The organism is Pontibacter sp. SGAir0037 (genome assembly GCF_005491705.1).
Classification (GTDB): Bacteria; Bacteroidota; Bacteroidia; order Cytophagales; family Hymenobacteraceae; genus Pontibacter.
Genome location: NZ_CP028092.1, coordinates 2,933,880 through 2,954,318 on the forward strand (window position 1 = coordinate 2,933,880; position 20,439 = coordinate 2,954,318).

16 protein-coding genes are annotated in these 20,439 nt (G+C 46.9%); all 16 read right to left on the reverse strand.

The window, feature by feature from the left end; genetic code table 11:
- Window positions 1–53 precede the first annotated feature (53 nt).
- The 16 genes from C1N53_RS11975 to C1N53_RS12050 all read right to left on the reverse strand — a co-directional run bounded on the left by C1N53_RS11975 (window position 54) and on the right by C1N53_RS12050 (window position 20,322).
- Complete coding sequence (locus C1N53_RS11975) at window positions 54–1,949, reverse strand: amidophosphoribosyltransferase (protein ID WP_137759535.1); 1,896 nt, start codon at window positions 1,947–1,949, stop codon at window positions 54–56.
- A gap of 8 nt (window positions 1,950–1,957) precedes the next feature.
- Window positions 1,958–3,472: an NADH-quinone oxidoreductase subunit N gene (locus C1N53_RS11980; RefSeq protein ID WP_137759536.1), complete on the reverse strand. Its 1,515-nt coding sequence runs from the start codon at window positions 3,470–3,472 to the stop codon at window positions 1,958–1,960.
- Window positions 3,473–3,477: 5 nt separating this feature from the next.
- Entirely contained in the window at window positions 3,478–5,220 is a 1,743-nt protein-coding gene (locus tag C1N53_RS11985; protein ID WP_137759537.1) for a NuoM family protein, read from the reverse strand.
- A 181-nt stretch (window positions 5,221–5,401) separates the two neighbouring features.
- A complete protein-coding gene (nuoL, locus tag C1N53_RS11990) occupies window positions 5,402–7,588 on the reverse strand; it encodes an NADH-quinone oxidoreductase subunit L (RefSeq protein ID WP_137759538.1) in 2,187 nt (728 codons plus the stop codon).
- A 226-nt stretch (window positions 7,589–7,814) separates the two neighbouring features.
- Window positions 7,815–8,270: an energy transducer TonB gene (locus C1N53_RS11995; RefSeq protein WP_137759539.1), complete on the reverse strand. Its 456-nt coding sequence runs from the start codon at window positions 8,268–8,270 to the stop codon at window positions 7,815–7,817.
- A 7-nt stretch (window positions 8,271–8,277) separates the two neighbouring features.
- Complete coding sequence (nuoK, locus tag C1N53_RS12000) at window positions 8,278–8,598, reverse strand: NADH-quinone oxidoreductase subunit NuoK (RefSeq protein ID WP_137759540.1); 321 nt, start codon at window positions 8,596–8,598, stop codon at window positions 8,278–8,280.
- Window positions 8,595–9,110 (reverse strand): NADH-quinone oxidoreductase subunit J, encoded by a 516-nt coding sequence (locus C1N53_RS12005; RefSeq protein ID WP_137759541.1) that lies wholly within the window; start codon window positions 9,108–9,110, stop codon window positions 8,595–8,597. Before C1N53_RS12005 ends, nuoK begins: the two co-directional genes overlap by 4 nt.
- 60 nt (window positions 9,111–9,170) lie before the next feature.
- Complete coding sequence (locus C1N53_RS12010) at window positions 9,171–9,770, reverse strand: NADH-quinone oxidoreductase subunit I (RefSeq protein WP_137759542.1); 600 nt, start codon at window positions 9,768–9,770, stop codon at window positions 9,171–9,173.
- Window positions 9,771–9,842: 72 nt separating this feature from the next.
- The gene (locus tag C1N53_RS12015; protein WP_137759543.1) at window positions 9,843–10,487 is read right to left on the reverse strand and encodes a CoA pyrophosphatase; all 645 of its coding nucleotides are present in this window, start codon (window positions 10,485–10,487) and stop codon (window positions 9,843–9,845) included.
- A gap of 105 nt (window positions 10,488–10,592) precedes the next feature.
- A complete protein-coding gene (locus C1N53_RS12020) occupies window positions 10,593–11,696 on the reverse strand; it encodes a complex I subunit 1 family protein (RefSeq protein ID WP_137759544.1) in 1,104 nt (367 codons plus the stop codon).
- A 253-nt stretch (window positions 11,697–11,949) separates the two neighbouring features.
- Window positions 11,950–13,173 (reverse strand): aldose epimerase family protein, encoded by a 1,224-nt coding sequence (locus C1N53_RS12025; protein ID WP_137759545.1) that lies wholly within the window; start codon window positions 13,171–13,173, stop codon window positions 11,950–11,952.
- A 77-nt stretch (window positions 13,174–13,250) separates the two neighbouring features.
- Window positions 13,251–14,840 carry a family 43 glycosylhydrolase gene (locus C1N53_RS12030; RefSeq protein ID WP_137759546.1) on the reverse strand — a complete coding sequence of 530 codons (1,590 nt, stop codon included), beginning with the start codon at window positions 14,838–14,840 and terminating at the stop codon, window positions 13,251–13,253.
- 94 nt (window positions 14,841–14,934) lie between these two features.
- Window positions 14,935–16,020 carry a family 43 glycosylhydrolase gene (locus C1N53_RS12035; RefSeq protein WP_137759547.1) on the reverse strand — a complete coding sequence of 362 codons (1,086 nt, stop codon included), beginning with the start codon at window positions 16,018–16,020 and terminating at the stop codon, window positions 14,935–14,937.
- A gap of 142 nt (window positions 16,021–16,162) precedes the next feature.
- Window positions 16,163–18,025 carry a glycoside hydrolase family 2 protein gene (locus C1N53_RS12040; protein ID WP_137759548.1) on the reverse strand — a complete coding sequence of 621 codons (1,863 nt, stop codon included), beginning with the start codon at window positions 18,023–18,025 and terminating at the stop codon, window positions 16,163–16,165.
- Between the two features lie 58 nt (window positions 18,026–18,083).
- Window positions 18,084–19,247 carry a glycoside hydrolase family 172 protein gene (locus tag C1N53_RS12045; protein WP_137759549.1) on the reverse strand — a complete coding sequence of 388 codons (1,164 nt, stop codon included), beginning with the start codon at window positions 19,245–19,247 and terminating at the stop codon, window positions 18,084–18,086.
- Window positions 19,248–19,296: 49 nt separating this feature from the next.
- Window positions 19,297–20,322 (reverse strand): glycoside hydrolase family 43 protein, encoded by a 1,026-nt coding sequence (locus C1N53_RS12050; protein ID WP_137759550.1) that lies wholly within the window; start codon window positions 20,320–20,322, stop codon window positions 19,297–19,299.
- Window positions 20,323–20,439 lie beyond the last annotated feature (117 nt).

Genomic DNA, 20,439 nt, shown 5'->3' on the forward strand with positions numbered 1-20,439 from the left:
AGGCGCGCCACTGGCTATAAACCAGTGGCGCGCCTTTTTTATAGTGAGATAGATTAATAAGCCCTTACAGCCTTGTTCTCCATATAATTCATAAAAGCCCGGTTTACGACGCCTGTGCCTCCGGGAGTCGGGTAATTCCCGGTAAAGTACCAGTCGCCTTTGTGGTTCGGGCAAGCCTGGTGCAAGCCTTCGATGCGTTGGAATATTACCTGCACTTCTGCGTTTATATCATCTGCTTTTACAATTTCAGATACTTTAGCTGATACCTCATCGTAAGTAAAGTTGTCGTATAACTCCTGCACGAAATTCCTTTGCTTGAATAGAGGAGTGTTTACAGCTGCAGCGCATTTATCATAGGTCTCCTCCAGTTTATAATCCTGCCCGCGTTCTTTTAACAAGGCGATCAGGGCTCTGAAAGCCACGAACTCTTTCATGCGCGACATGTCAATGCCATAGCAGTCAGGGTAACGGATCTGTGGTGCACAGGAAACAATAATAATTTTCTTCGGACCCAGTTTATCCAGCATTTTGATAATACTTTTCTCCAGTGTAGTACCGCGTACAATAGAGTCGTCAATTACCACAACTGTGTCGATGCCTTTGCGCACAACACCGTAGGTGGTATCATACACGTGCGTTACCAGGTCGTCGCGGCTGTCATTATCGGTAATGAAGGTACGAAGCTTCGCATCCTTGATAACCAATTTCTCTGAGCGCGGCCTGAACTGCAGAATATTATCGAGTTCCTCTTCCGAAAGATCCTGTTTCAGAATGGCGCTTTTACGGTACTCCCTCAAATAACCTTCTACTCCTTTCATCATACCTAACCAGGATGTTTCGGCAGTGTTCGGAATATACGAGAATACAGTATCTAATAAATTGTAGTCAATTGCTTCCAGAATCTGAGGGCAGAGCATTCTACCCATGTTCTTACGCTCGTTGTAAATTTCAGGGTCGTTGCCACGTGAGAAGTAGATGCGCTCAAAGCTGCAGGAGGTCTTCTCTCCCTGCGGCATAATTTCGCGCATAGCAGCATTGCCTGCTTTATCCACAATCAGCGCATGCCCGGGAGTGATTTCTTTAATGTCGGCATAATCTACCTCAAATGCTGTCTTTATAGCAGGCTTTTCTGAGGCGACTACCACTACTTCATCATCCACGTAATAGTATGCCGGGCGTATTCCGTTTGGATCGCGAACCACAAAGGAAGCGCCATATCCTGTAAGTCCCGCCATGGCATACCCCCCGTCAAAATCTTTACAGGCACGTCTTAATACGCGGTGCAGGTCCAGGTTTTTCTCGATCAGTTGCGTAATTTCCTGGTTATTGTAGTTTTCTGCTTTGTAGGAGTCGAACTCGCGCTGGTTTTCCTCATCTAAAAAGTGCCCGATTTTTTCCAGCACGGTAATAGTATCAGACTTATGCTTCGGATGCTGCCCCAGTTCAACCAGTTTATTGAACTGCTCGTCCACATTGGTCATGTTAAAGTTACCGGCTACGGCCAAGCTTCGGCTGCGCCAGTTGTTTTCACGCACCATTGGGTGGCAATTATCCACACTGTTAATGCCGTGGGTACCATAGCGCAGGTGGCCCAGGTATACATCGCCTAAAAACGGCATCTGTTCCCAAATAAAACTGGTGTCTTTGGCCTTCTCCGGATACTCTTCTTTCAGTTTCCTATACTCTTTGCCAATTTTCCCGAAGATGCTGTCGATCGCACGGGTTTTCACAGAGCGGAAGCGGCTGATATACTCCATGCCAGGACCCGCATCTATTTTGATACTTGCTACCCCTGCACCGTCCTGCCCCCGGTTGTGTTGCTTTTGCATAAGCAGGTACAACTTGTTGATGCCGTACATCGGAGTACCATATTTTTCAACGTAATATTCGATTGGCTTCCTGAGTCTGATCAAGGCAATGCCGCATTCGTGTTTAATTGAGTCGCTCATGAGTGCTGTTAAAGTGTAAGTTCCAGCAGTTTATCAATCCATTGCAGCAGCAAATCCGGTTTAAAGAACAAGACTAACAACGGCAGGGCGAAAAATGCAAGAAGCAACTTATTCGACAGTGAAATAACTAATTTTTCTGTATTAAGATTCCTTTTGAAGAAAAGGAAATAAGGAATTTTGATATAATAGAACAAGGCAACTCCCGTCAGCAATATACCTGCTACCAGCAATACCAGCAGCAGCACCTGATCCGACAAAGTATAGGCTTCCCAGATATTACTGAATACAAGCAGCTTGCCAATAAAACCTGCAAAAGGCGGAAGCCCGGTAAGCGACAACATAAATACAACAGCTGTAACACCCAGGTACGGGTACTGCAGTCCGAGGCCGGAAAATCCAGCTAAGCTGTTTGTATTAAACCTGCTTTCGCATATCTGCAGTAACAGGAAAGTGCCAAAGTTCATAAACAGCAGCACCGTCATGTAAAACAGAATAGCAGGTGTATAGTTGGTACCAAAAGCTAGTAAGCCCATTAACAGGAAACCGGCATGCGATACCGACGAGTAAGCCATTAACCTACGGGGTGTCTTTTGCCAGATCGCTGTAAAGTTACCAATAACCAGCGTAGACAAAGCAGCAAAAAAAAGGAACAACTGTATATCGCTGAACGTTTCGCCCATGCCCGGATCGGCAAAAACAGCTATAAAGCGCAAAATAACAATGATACCTGCCATTTTAGGACCTGTAGAAAACAAGGCAACCACAGGCAACGGTGCACTTTGGTAGACATCCGGCACCCAGAAATGAAAAGGCGCGCCCGATATTTTGAACAGGAAGCCCGCAAACACCAGTATAGCGGCAATTGTAACTATAAGCGTATCTGCCTGTGTAAGCGTTGTCCAGAAGGTGCCTACAGTAAAATCGAGTGAACCGGTAAGGCCATAGAAGAAAGACATACCATACACCATAATTCCGGCTGAAAGTGCTCCGTATAGTATATATTTTAAACCAGCCTCTACCGACCGGCTGTTCTCTTTTAGCGTAAGCGTTAGAATATAAGAGGCAATGGAGACTACCTCTATAGAAAGGAATACCATGAGCAGGTTAATGGATTTCCCCATCAGGTTCAGCCCCAGCACCAGGATCAGGATAAGGCCATAATACTCGCCCCGGCCTTTTTCCAGCTGTTCCAACGATCTGTTATGCAGCGACAGCAGAATGGTAAATATACCTGCAGCACTAAACAGAATGCCGCCATACCGGGAGAGACCATCCGAACGAAGCAGGTTCAGGAACTGAACGCCTTCTGTCGTATATCCTCCCAGCACCTGCACCAGCAAAGCTGCAAACAAGCCAGTAAGGGCAAACCAGGGCAGCAAACCTTTAACTATCGGCGATTTGAACAGATCGAGCGTAATAAGCAGCAGGAAAAAAGCAGCCAACAGGAACTCGGGCAGCAAAGAACCAGCCCCCGCTACTATTGCATTTATAGCTTCCGATAAAAAAGCTGCCTGTTCGTTCACCTAACCTATAGAATTGAAGATAATACAATATGCAACTGCTCCTGCCCGTTCCGAAGCACCAACTCTGCAAAACCTGCTGCGGCTACTCCTATCTTATCCAGCAGCAGGTGTGGAAATACTCCGAACAACAAGGCCAGTATAGCCAGGGGCACCAGCATCAGGTACTCCCTGAAATTAAGATCAGTCATGGTAGCTTTTTCTCTTAGCGCCGGGAATATCCAATATTTACCAAAGAACATGCGTTGCAAAGCCCACAGGTAATAGGCAGCTGCTAACAGCAAACCGAAAACAGCCACGATGGCTACCCAGCGAGGCAACATGCCGGTTGTATCGGGAGCCGCAAAACTACCCAGCAGCACCAGCAGTTCAGAAATAAAGCCGGAGAAACCAGGCAGGCCTAAAGAAGCAAAGAAAGCTATTACAACAAAAGTGGTATAAACCGGCATTATGCCAGCAAGTCCCCTGAAATTCAAAATCATACGATCGTGTGCCCGTTCGTACACCACCCCCACCAGCAGGAAGAGCATGGCTGAAATAATACCATGGCTGAACATCATATAAATGGCTCCATTTACGCCTTCTGTTGTCAGTGAAGCCAGGCCAAGTAATACAAAGCCCATATGAGAAACCGACGAATAAGCGATCAGCTTTTTAAGATCGTTCATAGCCAGGGCACAGAAGGCCGCATAAATAATAGACAACACGCCTAATCCTCCTACCAAAAGCGAGAAATAAGCTCCTGCATCCGGAAAGACCGGATATACAATGCGTATCAGGCCGTAGCCGCCCACCTTTAGCAGTATAGCTGCCAGTAACACAGAAATAGGAGTAGGTGCCTCTACGTGTGCATCAGGCAACCAGGTATGTACCGGCACCGCAGGCACTTTTATCATAAAGCCCAGGAACACCAGCAGAAAGGCTATAAAACGAATCGGCAACCCCCACAGGTTAGTATCAGACATTATGTGCAGCAGGCTACCCGGAATAAAATTGGCCGACTCCATCATGGCAGGAATGCTGAAGGTCCGCACCAGGCTCGCGCTGTTAACCTGCCCTTGTTGCAGCATCTGCTGTACCTGTTGTATGACTTCTGCCGAAACAGGTGATCCGTTTGCCACCAGGCCAAGCTGCCAGGCCGTTGCCTCCGGGTCAATAACAGAAGTATACAACCCGATCATCACGATCAGGATAAAAAGAGAGCCAACTAAAGTATAAATGAAGAACTTTAAGGCCGCATATTCACGTCTCGGACCGCCCCAGATACCGATCAGGAAGTACATCGGCAGGAGCATAAATTCGAAGAAAAGGTAAAAAAGGAAGAAATCAAGCGATAAAAAGCAGCCCATAACGCTGGTCATGAGCAGCAGGTACAGCAGAAAGTACCCTTTTACATTCTTTGTAATCGTCCAGGAGGAGATAATACCTATCACACCGATGATGCCTGTGAGCAGCACTAGGCTGATACTTATACCGTCTACGCCTACAAAGTATTGTATCTGGAAGCGGCCCAGGTTGCCTAACGAAAAGCCTATCCAGTTTACTTTCTCCACAAACTGATATCCCTCCTGCCCATTTGCCAAGGCTAATCCATCGAAGCGCAGGTATAACAGGATTGCCAGCACCATCTGCACCAAAGCTCCCAGCAAAGCAACCGCCTTAACCGGCTTCTGCAGGCGGGCGGGCAGCAATAATATAACAAGTGCCGCCAGCAAAGGTGTAAAAATGAGGCTGGAAAGTATAAAGTTCATCAATTTTCTTTAGACACAATACTCTATAAATTATGAATTCTGAATTAAGAATTCAGGGTGCTATTCAACATGATAGGTTTAACTCCTCTAAATGTTGGTTCAACTCTACCCAATATCTCCACATCTTCAAATTCCCACATTTTCAAATTTTAAAATCTTAATCCGGCGCACGAAATTAAAATCAAAACAGGACAATGTATAGTATTATCAAAATAAATCCGAAAAGTGAAAATATATAATAGTTCTGCACCCTGCCATTCTGCGGATAGGTACCAAAGTAACCCATAAGTTTAGACAGAGCACCTGCAAGCCAGACCACCCCATCTACCACAAACCGGTCGAACCAGGCTACGATTTTAGAGAGCACTACTAACCATTTACTGCCATAATCCAGGATATAGTCTATAACGCGCCTGTCGGTACGGTAAAAATTGCGGGCAAATAACATGGCAGGGCGTACAAAAGCCAACTGATAAAAATGATCGAGGTAAAAATGGTTGAAAGACAGCTTTGCAAAAGCAATTTGAGGTTGTTCCTGCAAAATACGTTCAGAAGAAGCTTTTTTATACTTGCTTATGGCTATTCCTATACCTGCAACTCCAAGCACTGCCGAAAGCACACCGATAAGCAAATGAGCAGTATGGTTACCGGCATCCTGTACTTTAATTGCTTCAAGCAGCTTATTGCTCAGTAAATAGCTTTTGTTGGCCAGTTGTTCTAAACCAACTCCATGCATTACCCAACTACCGGCAAAAGAGAGAGGATTCAGCGAAAAGAAAAACCCGAGGGAAAGCAGCCCTAGCAGTATAACCGGCAATGCCATTACCCACTCCAGCTCTTTTCCTTCTGAGAACCTGAGCTTCCGCACCTCGAATGGCAGCCTGAATTCTCCGAAGAAGATTAGCCAGAGGTGGCGCCCCATGTAATAAGCCGTAAGCAGTACTACCGTAAAACCAATCAGAGGCACTACATAGAAAAGAAAATTTCCATTGGCACTCATTGTTTGTGCCCAGGCCCAACTGCCCGAAAGGATGGCATCTTTCGAAAGAAAACCGGAAAATAAAGGCAGGCCAACCAAGGCGGCGGCGGCCAGCAGGTATGCATAAAATGTTAAGGGCATTGCTTTACGCAACCCTCCCATATTCCGGATATCCTGCGGATTTATGTGCTCCGGCTGGTGTGTATGATGCAGCCCATGATGCATGGCATGGATGATGATGCCAGCATTCAGGAAGAGTGCTGCTTTAAAGAAAGCGTGCGTTGTAAGGTGAAACAGAGAAGCATCATGTGCGCCTGTTCCCATACCCATCACCATATACCCCAGTTGAGAAATGGTTGAGAAGGCAAGCACTGCTTTTATATCGTACTGCGTAAGGGCGGCAATCGCTCCCAGCAGTGCCGTGACAGCACCTACAACAGCAATAATAGTGAGTGCATCTACTGTAAAAAAAGCATAACACCTGGCCAGCAGGTATACACCGGCCGCCACCATTGTAGCCGCATGTATAAGCGATGAAACAGGCGTTGGCCCTTGCATGGCATCCGGCAGCCATACCTGCAGCGGAAACTGCGCTGATTTACCCACGCATCCCATAAACAATCCCAAGCCTGCCAAAGTCAGAAACAGCGGACTTACCTGCACCAGCTGTTCCTGTCCGTTTAAGGTATAAGGCAAGACAAAGCCCTCACTTGTCCAGGTACCTGCGCTGATGAAGGCGCGCAATGCCTCCAGATCGAAGGTGCGGAAGCAGGCATAAAAGGCAAAGAGCCCGAGCAGCAGCCCTATATCTCCTACCCTGTTTACCAGAAAAGCCTTTTTGTTGGCTTCTATTGCGGCAGGGCGCTCAAACCAGAAGCCGATGAGCAGATAAGACGAAAAGCCTACCAACTCCCAGAACATAAACAAAAGCAGCAGATTATCCACCAGCACAATTCCCAGCATGCTACTTGTAAACAAACCCAGGTATGCAAAATAACGGCTATACCCGCTATCACCCCGCATGTAGGCAACGGAAAATAACTGTACCAGCGTAGAGATGAACGTAACCACTACCAGCATGAGCACCGTGAGGTTATCAAGCAGAATGCCTGCAGTAAAGCTGGTAAAGGAACCTGCAAGCGCCGGCAAACTAAACCAGCTGACGCGGCTGTGGTAGGTAGCGGTATTCCAGGTCTGGGTAAAAAGCCAGAGCGATAAACCAAAAGAAATTGCTGTTACAGCGATGCCCAGCCAATCGCCTTTTCGGGGTAAGCGATCACCTAAGAGAAACAACAGCAAGAATGCCAGCAAAGGCAGCAGCAGCACCACTAATGCCATAGTGGTCTGGGATGTACCTGCCAGCGGCTCTATCAATGAAGTAAGCTCCAAAATATTGTTGATATCTTTTGCTGTTTATACCGATTGTTCCTGCAGGTCTTAGCCATTCAGGTAACAGAGGGCCAAAGTTAAGTATATTGTGTTAATTTTATACTTATACTTTGAGTAGAATCAGCTAAAACTGCTACGGACTTAAGATGCAGAGAGCAGGTAGCAGGGCATTTCTGCCTGTTTTGTATCATCAGCCACAGTATATTTTATTAACAACCGAAGGGTTCTAAAGTGGTTCTCCGGAAGCTATCTTGCCTTTTTTATATTTCCGCTTCCAGCGATTGTTCGGGTAAAAGTGCATTGGTAAGGTATAGCGAACACTAACTTTTTTACATTGCTGTGTGGCCGGAGTAAAAGCCGGAAGCGCAGCAACCAAGCGCATTGCCTCCTGGTTCAGGTCTTCCCTAACTCCTGCTACCAATCTGACATCTGTTACTGTACCAGTGGTGTCTATCAGGTAGCTTACCACCACTTTACCACCTACTTTATCATGAAGCGCGGCTGCAGGGTATTGCATGTTTTCTTCTATAAACTTAAACAGGGCCTGCTCGCCTCCCGGAAACACAGGCAATGCCTCCTGGTAAACAGCCGTGTCGCAAGGCAACTGTTTCTGCTTTGCTTCCTGCGCATAGAGCCTGAGATGCAACAGGTTCAGGACAATTAAAATTATAGAAAGCCTCACTGCCTGCTTATTCTATCTCTTTGGGACCTGTTAGCTGGTTAAGATTTGCAGTTTTGAAATGCTGGTACACCCGCAACACAATAGCCAATGCTACAGCAGCTTCGGCAGCGGCTATAACCATGACGAATAATGAAAAGACCTGCCCCTGAAAAAGAGAAGGATCGTGCCGGCTGAAAGCAACCAGGTTCAGGTTTGCCGCATTAAATATCAGCTCAATGCCCATCAGCACCACTACCGCATGCCGTTTTGTGATAACCGCCAAAAGTCCTATGCTGAAGAGTACAGCACCCAGAAAAAGGATATGTGCCAGAGGAATCTGTTCCATCATTTTGTTTTTTGGTTATCTGTAGCAATAAGTGCGGCTCCAATTAATGCCATCAGTAGTAAAAGCGAAGCCACTTCGAAAGGCACTACAAAATCAGTCATAAGCTTAATGCCAATGACCTGTACCGTGCTTTTCTGCTCTCCCAGCACATCGGCACCTGCAGTCTGCAACCAGGGCAGCAATGCAAAATCAGCTTTATGAATGGCGTAAGCCAGCCCTGCCAGTACCAGCACCGATACCAGAATTCCCCACACCCTATTCACCGATTGCGACAGCAACGACTTATCGCCTACCCTGCTGCTCAGCATTATACCAAACAGAATTAACACCAGCACCCCACCCACATAGACCATCAGTTGTGTTACCGCAACAAAGTCAGCATAAAGCAGCACATAAACTCCCGTCAGACTCAGTAGGGTAACCAGTAACGAAAAGCCTGCATACAACAGGTTTCGCGTTAGTACAACATAAGCTCCCGAAAGTACTGCCAGTGCGGCGAAGATGTAGAAAAGCATGTTCTAAAACTACTCTTTATAGATGAGGTTAATTAATGTTTCGCTGTTCAATATGCTTGCTTACTTGTTTCTGGCTGCCAGAGCCGCTGCTTTAGCAGCGGCAATTTCCTCCTGCTGTTTTTCGTAAAGCAATTGCTTTTCCTTTGCCTGTTCCGGGGTGAGATCTGTAAAATGGTAAATCATGTTTTTGATATCCACTTCACTGAAATCATACACCGGAGTCATGGTAAGACAATCGGTTGGGCATACTGTTGTGCAGAGGCCACAATAGCAGCACTTAGCCATATCAATGTCGAAGGTAGCGGCATAGAGGCGCTTTTTGGTACCATCAGAGGTAACACCTATATCTTCAGTAGCCTTAATAGAATCGATAGTAATGCAATTTACCGGGCATATTTTCGCACAGAGATCACAAACAATACAGTCGTCTATCTCGTTGTGCAGGCGGTAACGACCTTTATCAGGCACGGGTAAGGCTTCGTAAGGGTATTTTAGCGTCACGAGCCCGTCCGGTTGCTTAAAATAATTTTCATCCGACACATACTCCTGCGTACGGCGGGTTCTGAAATTAAGAAAGTGATGCAAGGTAAGCTTCGCCCCATTTAATATAGAGCTGATCACATCCCAAAAACCACTTTTATATTTAACAGCTTCTTTCATCCTTATAAGATTAGAAGGTTAAAACGTTTACATGTTTATACCTAAATTAAACAAACACAGCTGCAGCCATCCTTATTGAAAGGCTTCGTCATTCAGCTCAGCAATAACACTCAGCAACTCACTCAGCATCATAGCAGTAGCACCCCATACAGTATGGCCGTTTACATCAAAGTAAGGGGCAGAAATTTCCATGTTGCCCGATACTATAATATTGGTGATGCCCCTGATGCTTTTATCGAGCAGCGTGGAGAGAGATACTTCTATTAGTTGGTCTACTTCCTTGGGGTCAGCCGAAAAAACCGGTTTTTGGTTAATGTAACCTACTACCGGATGCACCATATGATTACTGGCAAATACAAAGAGATCGCTTAAGGTACCTATAACTGTAACCTCCGATGGATTAACACCTATTTCTTCGTAGGATTCTCTTAAAGCTGTTTCGTAAAAATCTTTATCAGATTTCTCCATTCTGCCTCCAGGCAATCCAATCTGGCCGCTATGTACACCCTCATAAACCGGCCTTAAGATGAGTGGTAGCTTAATTGCATCTTCATCCTGATAGAATAATATCAATACGGCACTCTCTTTGGTCTTACTGTCAGGCTTCGTTCTGAATCTAATATTACTTTTGGCTGTACTTGCCATTAAGTTATGAGCAGCTTCACCGGGTAGTGGCTCACGCAATCTCTTTCCAAGTGCTTCAATAAACTTCTGCATCAATTTATCAGATCATCTATTCAGCTGTTCTGCTACACCATATATACAACCTGTGCAGCAGAACAGCTGAAATTTCTTGAACAGCTTTATAACGTTCTCCCTCAGTTAAATCATTAACAATCGCCAGATGCCTGCGGTTAGCATAACACCAAGTGCGATGGGAGTTAATACTTTCCAGCACAGGTACATCAGCTGGTCTACTCGTAAACGTGGGTAGGTCCAGCGGGCCCAGAGCTGCACAAAGGCTAACACCAGTGTTTTGCAGATTAACCAGAACGCTCCCCACAGCATACCTGACAAACCTCCTATGGTACCTGTTGTCCAGTGAGCCAGGTGAACAGGCCCAATATTTGGCAAGGGTGTATTCCAGCTTCCTAAAAACAAAATAACAGCAACAAGGCACACCAGCACCATCATGGCATATTCTGCCAGAAAGAACGTGGCAAACCTAAACCCGGAGTATTCCACGTGGAATCCTGCTACCAGTTCCGATTCTGCCTCCGGTATATCGAAAGGTGCCCTATTACATTCTGCCAGCGAGGCTATAAAGTAAATGATAAAGGCAACCAGCAGCATGGGTGCCCTGAAAATGTTCCAGGTGGTCATGCCGCCAATATGGGTGGTATTTATTCCAAGTGCTTTTATCCCCAGAAACCAGTTTTCTTCATTTTCTAAGCCCGGGAACAGGTTCATGAGAACGCCCTGCTGGTAACTAATCTCCTGAAAATCCAGCGACTGACACACCATTACTACCGATAACACTGCCAGCCCGGCCGGTATCTCATAAGAAACAATTTGTGCCACAGAACGCATTGCGCCCAACATGGCATACTTGTTATTGGAACCCCAGCCCGCCATCAGCAAGCCGATCACATCCAGGGAAACAATTGCCAGAAAATAAAAAACACCTATACCTATTCCGGATGCCACCAGCGAAGGCGAAAGCGGGATTACGGCAAATCCTGCAAACACTGCCGCAAAAATGAGTATGGGAGCCGCTGCAAACAACTTCTTATCAGCTGCTACCGGAATAATGTCTTCTTTCTGCAAAAGCTTGAGTACATCCAGCAAAGGTTGCAGAGTACCATGTGGCCCAGCTTCTGTAGGACCAATACGATCTTGTATAAACGCTGCTACTTTACGCTCGGCATACACCACAACGATCACTACAATAAGCATGAGCACCAGCGTAAGTACAAAAGCGAGCATAAGCAATTCTGTTTTTCAGCAGGCAAAGTTAGGGTTTAATTTTTTATTGTGCTGATGTATACTTTTGAAGATTTGGAAATTTAAAGAGGAAGGAATGTACTGTTTGAGGTGCTGATGGAAGCTGTGAGGATGTAGAGATGCATCCAGTAACTCTTTAGGAAGTTCGACGGAAATATAGATTCTAATTTCTCTGTAAATAAAAATACCACACCCTCCTGACAGGATGTGGTATTTAAAACAGAAGCTTAACTTTTTATTGGCCCTGTGCCTGCTCTCCGCCTTCTCTTAACGAGAACTTGTAAACAGTAGTTGTTTCGTAAGTTTCTCCCGGCTTTAGTAAAGTAGAAGGGAAATCCTTTTGATTAGGTGTATCAGGGAAATGCTGCGTTTCTAACGCAAAACCATAGCGATGTGCATATTTTTTGTTGCCACGGCCGGTGATGGTGCCGTCCAGGAAGTTGCCGGAGTAAAACTGAATACCGGGTTCAGTAGTATGAACCTCCATAACACGTCCGGAAACAGGTTCATAAACTGTAGCAGCAAGCTTCATGTTATCGCTTCCGTCTGTTAGCACATAGTTGTGGTCGTAGCCGCCACCTTCTACCTGCTCCACACGCTCCCCTATTGCATGTGGCGTTTTAAAATCCATCACAGTTCCTTCTACCTTTCTTAGTTCGCCTGTCGGGATAAGTGATTGGTCTACCACCGTATACCGGTCTGCATTTATGGTGAGCACATGGTCGTGGATATTCTCAGCCTCACCGGCAGCCAGGTTAAAGTAGCTGTGGTTTGTCAGGTTTACATGCGTTGGCTTATCTGTAGTTGCCTGGTAATCGATCCTGATTTCGTTATCATTAGTAAGGGTATAGGTAACAGTAGAGGTAAGCGTGCCCGGATAACCTTCTTCTCCGTCCGGACTTACATAGGTCAGCTTTAAGGCATTCTGGCCCGACACCGGCTCTGCCTGCCACACTACCTTGTCAAACCCTTTTTTACCTCCGTGCAAGTGGTTCTCGCCGTTGTTGGTGGCAAGCGTATACTGCTGGCCATCTATAGCAAATTTACCTTTGGCAATTCTGTTGCCATAGCGGCCTACAATGGCCCCGAAATACGGACCGCTTTTCAGGTACTCATCGCTCTGATAACCTTCCATGCTATCAAAACCTAAAGCTACATCTCCCATTTCACCATTTTTATCGGGCGTAACAATAGAGGTAATGGTAGCGCCATAGTCGGTAATTTTCACGACCATACCATTGGCATTTGTTAAGGTGTAAAGGCTGGTTTCCTGCCCATCTTTTGTTTTACCAAAAGATTCTTTTTTAATCTCCATGTTATTCTGTTGGTCTGATGTAGATGCTGTCTGGCTGTCTGCCTCGCCGGAACCCTGGCTGGAGCAACTAACCAAAGAGGTAGCCCCCATACTGCCCGCTATGGCAAGCAGTAACAGCTTTTTGTTTATTTGTCTTTTTTTCATGCAGTATATTTCGTGTTAAATATATAGTCTAATATCTAAAACTTCAGAATAGATACCTAATTTATAAGGTATTTTTACTATTGCTGCTCTAATCTGAACCACTCGAAAGCAGCCGTTTCGCCGGCAGGCCCTTTGGCGGATACCCCAACCCGAACACCTCTGTCCCATGGTGGCAGATAGGATGCATCCACTGCATTTCCATCGTTCAACTGGTTCCAGTTGTTTCCGTCGGCGCTCCAGGCAAACTGCATCTGATCTCCGTTTCGGGCCTGTAGCCTTAGCTGAACCGAACCTTGTTTGGGAGCAGCGGCCTTTGCCAATGTAGTGGTATTATTTCCCCTGGCTGACCAAAGCACTATTTCTGCACCGCTTACAGATACTCCCACGGCGTTTTCTCTGTCTCCTATTGCCACCAAACCTGCAGCCGTATTTTTACCTAGAGTCCCTACCTCTACCGCTGTTGTGGCTGTATAATCTGCTTTAGCGGTTCGCTGGCCCAACAGGTTTCCGATTCTGTCGGGGCTGGCAGGCAGTACTAGCTTGCCATTGTTACTGCTGTAACTAACTTTCTGCTCTACCGGCCATTGCCAGGTTTTTGCTAGTTCTCCGGCCTCAAACTCTTCCCGGATGTTCAGGTTTGTCTTTTCTTCGGAGGATGCACCTGTTTGAACTTCTGCTGTTACGCTAGGTGAATTGTTCTTAAATTTCGGCCAGCCGTCTTCACCCCAGGTCACTTCATCCAGTATCCCCTGGCGGCCCGGATAAACGGTACTTTTAGCGTTATAGGCATGGTAGAGAAAGTAATCTTTGCCGTTCTGGTCTGTAACCACGGTACCATGTCCCGGGCATTTCCAGTCGTCATTCTTTTCCATAATAGGGTTTTGAGGATGTTTCTCCCACGGCCCCCGCAGGCTTCTGGCCCTTGCCACGCCTACACCGTAAGTACACTCACGCCCACAGCACTTGTCTCCGGCATAGAAAGTATAGAAGTAATCGCCTCGCTTCACAATAGCCGGTCCTTCCACCAATCCTCCTTCCCAGGTCCCCGGATCGTTGCGGAACATTTCAAACATCTCGCCTGTCAGGGCTGTACGCTCTTCGTTCATGCGCTGTGCCCAGAGAGGCGTTGGCAAACCACGGCTGTTCCCGTCTTCTTTCCAGACCAGGTACAGCTCCCCGTTCTCATCCCGCATTTCAAATCCGTCGATAGAACCTACCTCCTGGCACACCAGTGGCCCATGATCGGTAAAAGGTCCTGTAGGGCTGGATGCGCTGGCTACTCCCACACAAAGATTGCCGCCTTTCTTTTTTGCTGTATAGTAGATATAATATTTACCATTCTCATACGCTATCTCCGGAGCCCAGAAATGGGCTTCGGCCCAATCAGGTAGCTTGTCAGGAAATACATGCCCTACTGTTTCCCAGTCTACCAGGTTTTTGGAGTGCAGCAGCGGGAACAAGGGCGCCCATTCCGAGGAAGTAGCGGTAGCCCAGTAGTCGTCTCCCACCCGAACCACAGACGGATCGGCATAATCGCCGGGCAACACAGGGTTAGTATAGCTGACGCTTTGCCCGGTACTGCTCTCGCCCGAAGCTTCGTCCTGATTTTTAGAACTGTTACTGCTGCAGGAGAAGCCCAGTGCGGCCACCAGGAGAAAAAGTAGCATTTGAATTTTCATAGAATTCTGACGTATTGTTAAAAGATATAAGCTCATTTTTAAATAGTGAATAAAAGACGTTCCACAGCCAGTTGAACACCTCTTATAAATCTTCCTCGCCGGAAGGTACTTTTACAGGTACACCAGTTGGTACCGGCACACCGAAATCAGGAGAGCCGTCTGCCTTCCAGGTATAGGGCTGCAACCTGATATCACGCTCCCAGCCTGGCTTTGTGCTTTTCTTGGCATGATAAATTATCCAGTCTTCGGTGCCATCCGGTGATTTGGCGAAACTACAGTGCCCGACTCCGAAAACCTGATCCGTGCCCTGAAACACCGGGCCGGACTTAATCCAGTTTTTTGCCTGCATCGGATCCTGCAGGGTATCTGTTAAAGCCAACTGCCCCAGCCGATACTCCTTCAGCCACGACTCACGGGTGGAGTAGACAATAAAAACCCTGTCCTTATGCTTCAGCACCTGCGGCCCCTCGTTCAGATCCAGTTCACCGCCTGTTTCCCAGAGTTCTACCGGTGAAGATATCTTCACCCTATTGCTGCTGATGGTCCAGGGGTTCTGCATCCGGGCAATGTACAGGTGCTGCTTCGTTTTATCAGTAGGCGCGTTTTCTTCCCAGCCCGACCAGATGGCATATAACCGGCCATTCAGCTCCAGTGGTGTCAGGTCTATCGCCCACTTGACGGTTGCCGTATCTTGTAAATTATCGCCTGTATACAGCATTCCTCTATCGGTGTAAGGGCCAAAAGGATCATCTGAAACAGACTCCAGCACACCGGATCGCTGAAAAATAAATGGTCCGCCGGGCTTTTTGGCGGCTGCATAGTAAATGTACCACTTCCCGCCAAAGAAATGCAGTTCCGGCGCCCACACATTACTTCTGTTCCAGCCGGATTCAGGAGCTTTCCAAACCACTACCCGCTCTCCCGGCTCCGTAAGCTTTTTTGATTTAGAAACGTAAATGCCTCCTCTCCCTGAGCCACATGTATAGTAATACCCGTCTTTCCTGATTACCCACGGGTCGGCTCCATCTGCTATCGGGTTTGTAAAGGTTTTTTCTGTAGCTGCTTTGCTCTCCTCAGCTTGCTGCTGGCTGGTACCAACACAGGAAAAGGCACATGCACTAAGCAGTAACCCATAAAACAATGGCACGACTAAGCTTTTGGGGTTCATAAATATGTTGTGCTTGAACACTTAATCTCTTTGAAGGAGTTATGAAATTTATTTTATACGGCCACAGTAGCTTCTGCACAGTGATTGCTAGCTGCCACAGGCTTTCATAACCTGGCTAACAATCACCGGCAGTTTTAATGATTTAGCGCTTCGTATTTACCAGCGCCGGATTGTACAGTTTGGTATGCACCTGCTTCAGCTTCTCTGCCGGCACCTTGATTACCTTTCTGTCGTAGGTCATCAGGCCGTTTGTTTCTATCTCTACATCTGTTGTCTGGGTATAAACAGCGGCCGACAGTCCTCTCTTTACCAGGTCTTCCAGTTTTGTCATGAAAGCTTCGTAGCGCGTAAACAATTCATCCGCATTTTTAAAGCTCTGATAGCCCCAGTTGTTTTTTTGCTGCCAGGTATGTCCTTCCAGCGGCAGGCCCAGCCCGCCAAATTCTCCCAGCACGATCACTTGTTTCGCTCCAAACAGATCGGCTCGAGGCATAGCAGGATCCGGGTAGTTGTGCAGATCGATGATATGGCCTACCGGATGAAAATTACCACCGCTGGCGCTGTTCACCAAGCGGCTAGGATCTTTTTCCATTGTCCAGTTGGTAATTTCAGCCGTCTTAAACTGCCCCCAGGCTTCGTTAAAAGGCACCCATACCACAATGCTCGGGAAATTATATAGATCGTCCATTATCTCTGTCCATTCCGTACGGAAAATCTTGTCTGATTCGGCAGAACGCTGCATATCCTGCCCCGGCCCCTCAATGCCCGGATGATTTCCCCATCTGGCTCCCAGATCGCCACTTGGCATATCCTGCCAAACCAGCATGCCCATTTTATCACAATGGTTGTACCAGCGGGCAGGCTCTACTTTAACGTGCTTCCGGATCATGTTAAAGCCCATTTCCTTTGTCTTTTCAATATCAAACAGCAAAGCTTCTTCGGTTGGAGCTGTATACAAACCATCGGGCCACCAGCCCTGATCGAGCGGACCATACTGAAAAACAAATTTATTGTTGAGCAACATGCGCTGTGTGCCGTTGGCATCCGGTTCCATGCTGATTTTGCGCATAGCGAAATAGCTTTTCACTTCGTCAACCACTTTACCATTTCTCACTACTGCAACCTGCAGATCATACAGAAAAGGATTCTCCGGCGACCAAAGCTTTGGGTTCTGGACCTGTAGCACCGCTGCACTGTTACCGGCTATTTCCTGCTCTGCAATTTTTCTTTTACCATCCCAGGCAGTAACACGCAGTTTATCGTTCGCCTGCAGGTTTTGCACCTGGGCCGTAACAGCTATATGCTGCTTATCGATGTCGGGCGTATGGCGTGTGGCCGTGATATAAGTTTGGGGCACCGCCTCAAGCCATACCGTCTGCCAGATACCTGTTACGGGTGTGTACCAGATACTTTCCGGCTTCTTCACCTGCTTACCGCGGGGTTGCGGTCCGTCATCGCTGGGGTCCCAGACGCTTACCGCGATTTCCTGCTGGTTACCGTTTTTCAGGAGAGAGGTTATATCAAAATAAAATGGATCGTAGCCGCCCTGATGGCTGCCAGCTTTCTGCCCGTTCACATAAACATCGCACTGCCAGTCTACTGCCCCAAAATGAAGCAGCACCCTTTGCTTACGTAAACTGGCTGGCACACTCATGCTGCGCTTGTACCACAACACGCTATCCTTGCCAACTGTCTTTCCCACTCCCGATAAAGCAGATTCTACCGCAAAGGGCACCAGGATTTGCCCGTTAAATGAAGCCGGCATGTTGGTCTGCTGTGCTTTAGGTACGATAGCATAATCCCAGAGACCATTCAGGTTCTGCCAGTTTTTGCGCACCAGTTGTGGGCGTGGGTACTCTGGCAGCGGATTGGCCGGATTTACTTTTTCGGCCCAGGGCGATGTAATTCTGCCCTGCACAGGACGCCAGTTGGGACTTTGAGCCACAACGGTGCCTGCCTGTATCAGGATAAAGAGCAGCGTAAAAAGACAAGAAGTTTTTTTCATGATAATTTGCTATGCTATGACAAGTAAATTCTAACTATACCACCTAGGGAAGATGACATTAATTAACTTCCAGATCGTTTTTGGAAGGTAATTTAGGAAAAGGGGCGTGTGGTTCAGTCTGGTACCAATAAACCACCGAACTAATATCTGACTTTTGTGGCAGGTAACGGTGTTCACTTCTCCAGCCCAGGTCCTGTATTGTTATCCGGAGATCTTTATTAAAACGTACCGGGTCCATTATATGCCAACGGTACATGCCAAAACGCTGCTGCGATTCGTAAAGTCCGTCCGGTCTTATTACTTGGTGCAGCCCGGCATAGGCCGTTGAATATTCTTCATACTGCCTTGTCTTTTTATTTTCAAAATTATAGGAGCCCAGGAAATAATCTTCTGTACCGGTACCGTTTATAGTGGGAAACTTATTGTCACCGTCCATGTAAAACTTGATTTCTCCTTCGCCCCACCAGCCTTTGTTGTTTACCTGCCAGGCTATGTAGGTACCGACATAATGCCCTTTGCCTTTTATGCCGTCCACCAACGTATAGAGTGATCCCTGGGTAGGATTGTTTCTTCTGAACTGAGCATGAAAATAGGCAGCATCCTCCGGCACCTGTGTCAGCGTATAGTCGATCTGGTAAAACAGGTTCATTCTTTCGGAGCTGAGGTTTTCCATGGTAATCCGGCATTTTCTTCTGAAAGGCATTACCCAATAGCTGTTAAAGGCACTGCCGGGGTTTACCTGTACAGGCAGCGAATTTAGCGGAGCATACTCGCCCCAGCCCATTCCAAAAAAATCGCCCACCGGCACTTCCACCGACGGCTCTTTCTCATCGTCCCAGTAAAAGCGCAAAACAGAGTAGCGCCAGTTGCCTGTTGGTGTCATCCAGATATGCTGTATGGCACCCGGACCTTCTATCTCACCCAGCGTAATGGTTTGCCCGCCCTCGATCCAGACAAAAGGATTAACTTTCCACCCCTGCCCCAGTTCCCGGGCCTGGTGCCCGTGCACGCCCTCCTTTAACGTAGCCATACCGCCTTTGCCTTTTTCACCTGTAAAATTTTCAGGACTGATAGAGCGGGTTTCTGCATTGGAGAGGCGATAGAGGTTGCCCATGTTCATTTCCAGGCCATTGAAGCTACCAGCTTTTTGGGCAAAAGAGGGTAGTACTGCCAGGCAGCAAACGATACCTGTTACTATTACGCTTACACTGTATCTAAACATATAATAAAGTATTAAACTTTGTTTCTTCAGTAGAAAAAGGATTTAGCTACTACTTCTCTAGCTTAGGGTAGTAAAAACTTTTATTGCTTATCGTCAGCTGTTTTGTATTATCAGCGCTTTTTCCGGCAAACCGGGCTTTTACAATACCTGTTTGCCTGGGCCCTACTTTGGTGTCGGAGTAATGGGTATGAAATACGTAATACAACTGCCCTTTCTTATCGGTGAAAAAATCGCCGTGGCCCGTACCGTTTATACCAATAGCTGCTTTGCTAAGGATAGGACTATCTTTTTGCTTCTCCCAAGGCCCCAGCGGACTGGTGCTGGTAGCATACCCAACGGCATAGTCGGGATTGCGGAAGTCGTTGGCAGTGTATACCAGATAATACAGCTTACCCTGCCTGAGAATGGAAGGCCCTTCTGTAACCGGCCATTCTGCCTGCACTGTGTTTTCCCAGGGTTCCTGCGCGCTGATGCATTCACGCAGTGTTTCCTGCTTTATGGCAGAAAAATCATCAGTCATTTCCGCCACAAAAATTCTGTTTCCATTGGTTAGCCTGACATGGTACAGGTACTTTTTCCCATCGGCATCTATAAACACAAAAGGATCAATTTGCTTTACAGGAGCTGCCAAAGGTGCTTTTTCTGCTTGTGTAAACGGGCCTAAGGGAGAGTTACTTGTTGCGATAGCAATGTTTTCGTCGGCTGTATAAGCCATGTAGAATTTCCCGCCAGTATAAAACACCTGAGGAGCCCAAAAGCCTTTACTACCGTAGGCATCCCCTTTTTTTAACGCATAGCCCTCTTTTATACCTTTTGGCCCTTCCCATGTTTTCATATCAGAGGAGGTATATACAAAGAAGCCTTCGTTAGCCCCGCCTTCCACCGTTCCGTAGAGGTAATAGGTCCCTTCGTGATAAAATATGGTCGGATCTGCAAGAGGAATGTTCTCTGCTTGCACAGCCTTCCCTGATTTGTGCGCCTGTCCGTAACTTATCAAAGGGACTGTACCCAATGCTACGAGCAGCCAGACGGCTATGGTACTTAAGAATCCCTTACGTCCGGTAAAGTTTTTCATGTATGATGAATGTGATGGCTTACTCTGAATACACATTAAATTAATATATTCTTAGGTATAAATACAAGCCTATACTACTAATCTGATGAATTATACCTGCCATTTAAAGTATGGAGC

Excerpts from the sequence above, each read along its gene's own strand:
- C1N53_RS11975 (WP_137759535.1), bottom strand. The coding sequence starts at position 1,949 with ATGAGCGACTCAATTAAACACGAATGCGGCATTGCCTTGATCAGACTC.
- C1N53_RS11985 (WP_137759537.1), bottom strand. The coding sequence starts at position 5,220 with ATGAACTTTATACTTTCCAGCCTCATTTTTACACCTTTGCTGGCGGCA.
- nuoK (WP_137759540.1), bottom strand. The coding sequence starts at position 8,598 with ATGATGGAACAGATTCCTCTGGCACATATCCTTTTTCTGGGTGCTGTA.
- C1N53_RS12005 (WP_137759541.1), bottom strand. The coding sequence starts at position 9,110 with ATGCTTTTCTACATCTTCGCCGCACTGGCAGTACTTTCGGGAGCTTAT.
- C1N53_RS12010 (WP_137759542.1), bottom strand. The coding sequence starts at position 9,770 with ATGAAAGAAGCTGTTAAATATAAAAGTGGTTTTTGGGATGTGATCAGC.
- C1N53_RS12015 (WP_137759543.1), bottom strand. The coding sequence starts at position 10,487 with ATGCAGAAGTTTATTGAAGCACTTGGAAAGAGATTGCGTGAGCCACTA.
- C1N53_RS12020 (WP_137759544.1), bottom strand. The coding sequence starts at position 11,696 with ATGCTCGCTTTTGTACTTACGCTGGTGCTCATGCTTATTGTAGTGATC.
- C1N53_RS12025 (WP_137759545.1), bottom strand. The coding sequence starts at position 13,173 with ATGAAAAAAAGACAAATAAACAAAAAGCTGTTACTGCTTGCCATAGCG.
- C1N53_RS12030 (WP_137759546.1), bottom strand. The coding sequence starts at position 14,840 with ATGCTACTTTTTCTCCTGGTGGCCGCACTGGGCTTCTCCTGCAGCAGT.
- C1N53_RS12035 (WP_137759547.1), bottom strand. The coding sequence starts at position 16,020 with ATGAACCCCAAAAGCTTAGTCGTGCCATTGTTTTATGGGTTACTGCTT.
- C1N53_RS12040 (WP_137759548.1), bottom strand. The coding sequence starts at position 18,025 with ATGAAAAAAACTTCTTGTCTTTTTACGCTGCTCTTTATCCTGATACAG.
- C1N53_RS12045 (WP_137759549.1), bottom strand. The coding sequence starts at position 19,247 with ATGTTTAGATACAGTGTAAGCGTAATAGTAACAGGTATCGTTTGCTGC.
- C1N53_RS12050 (WP_137759550.1), bottom strand. The coding sequence starts at position 20,322 with ATGAAAAACTTTACCGGACGTAAGGGATTCTTAAGTACCATAGCCGTC.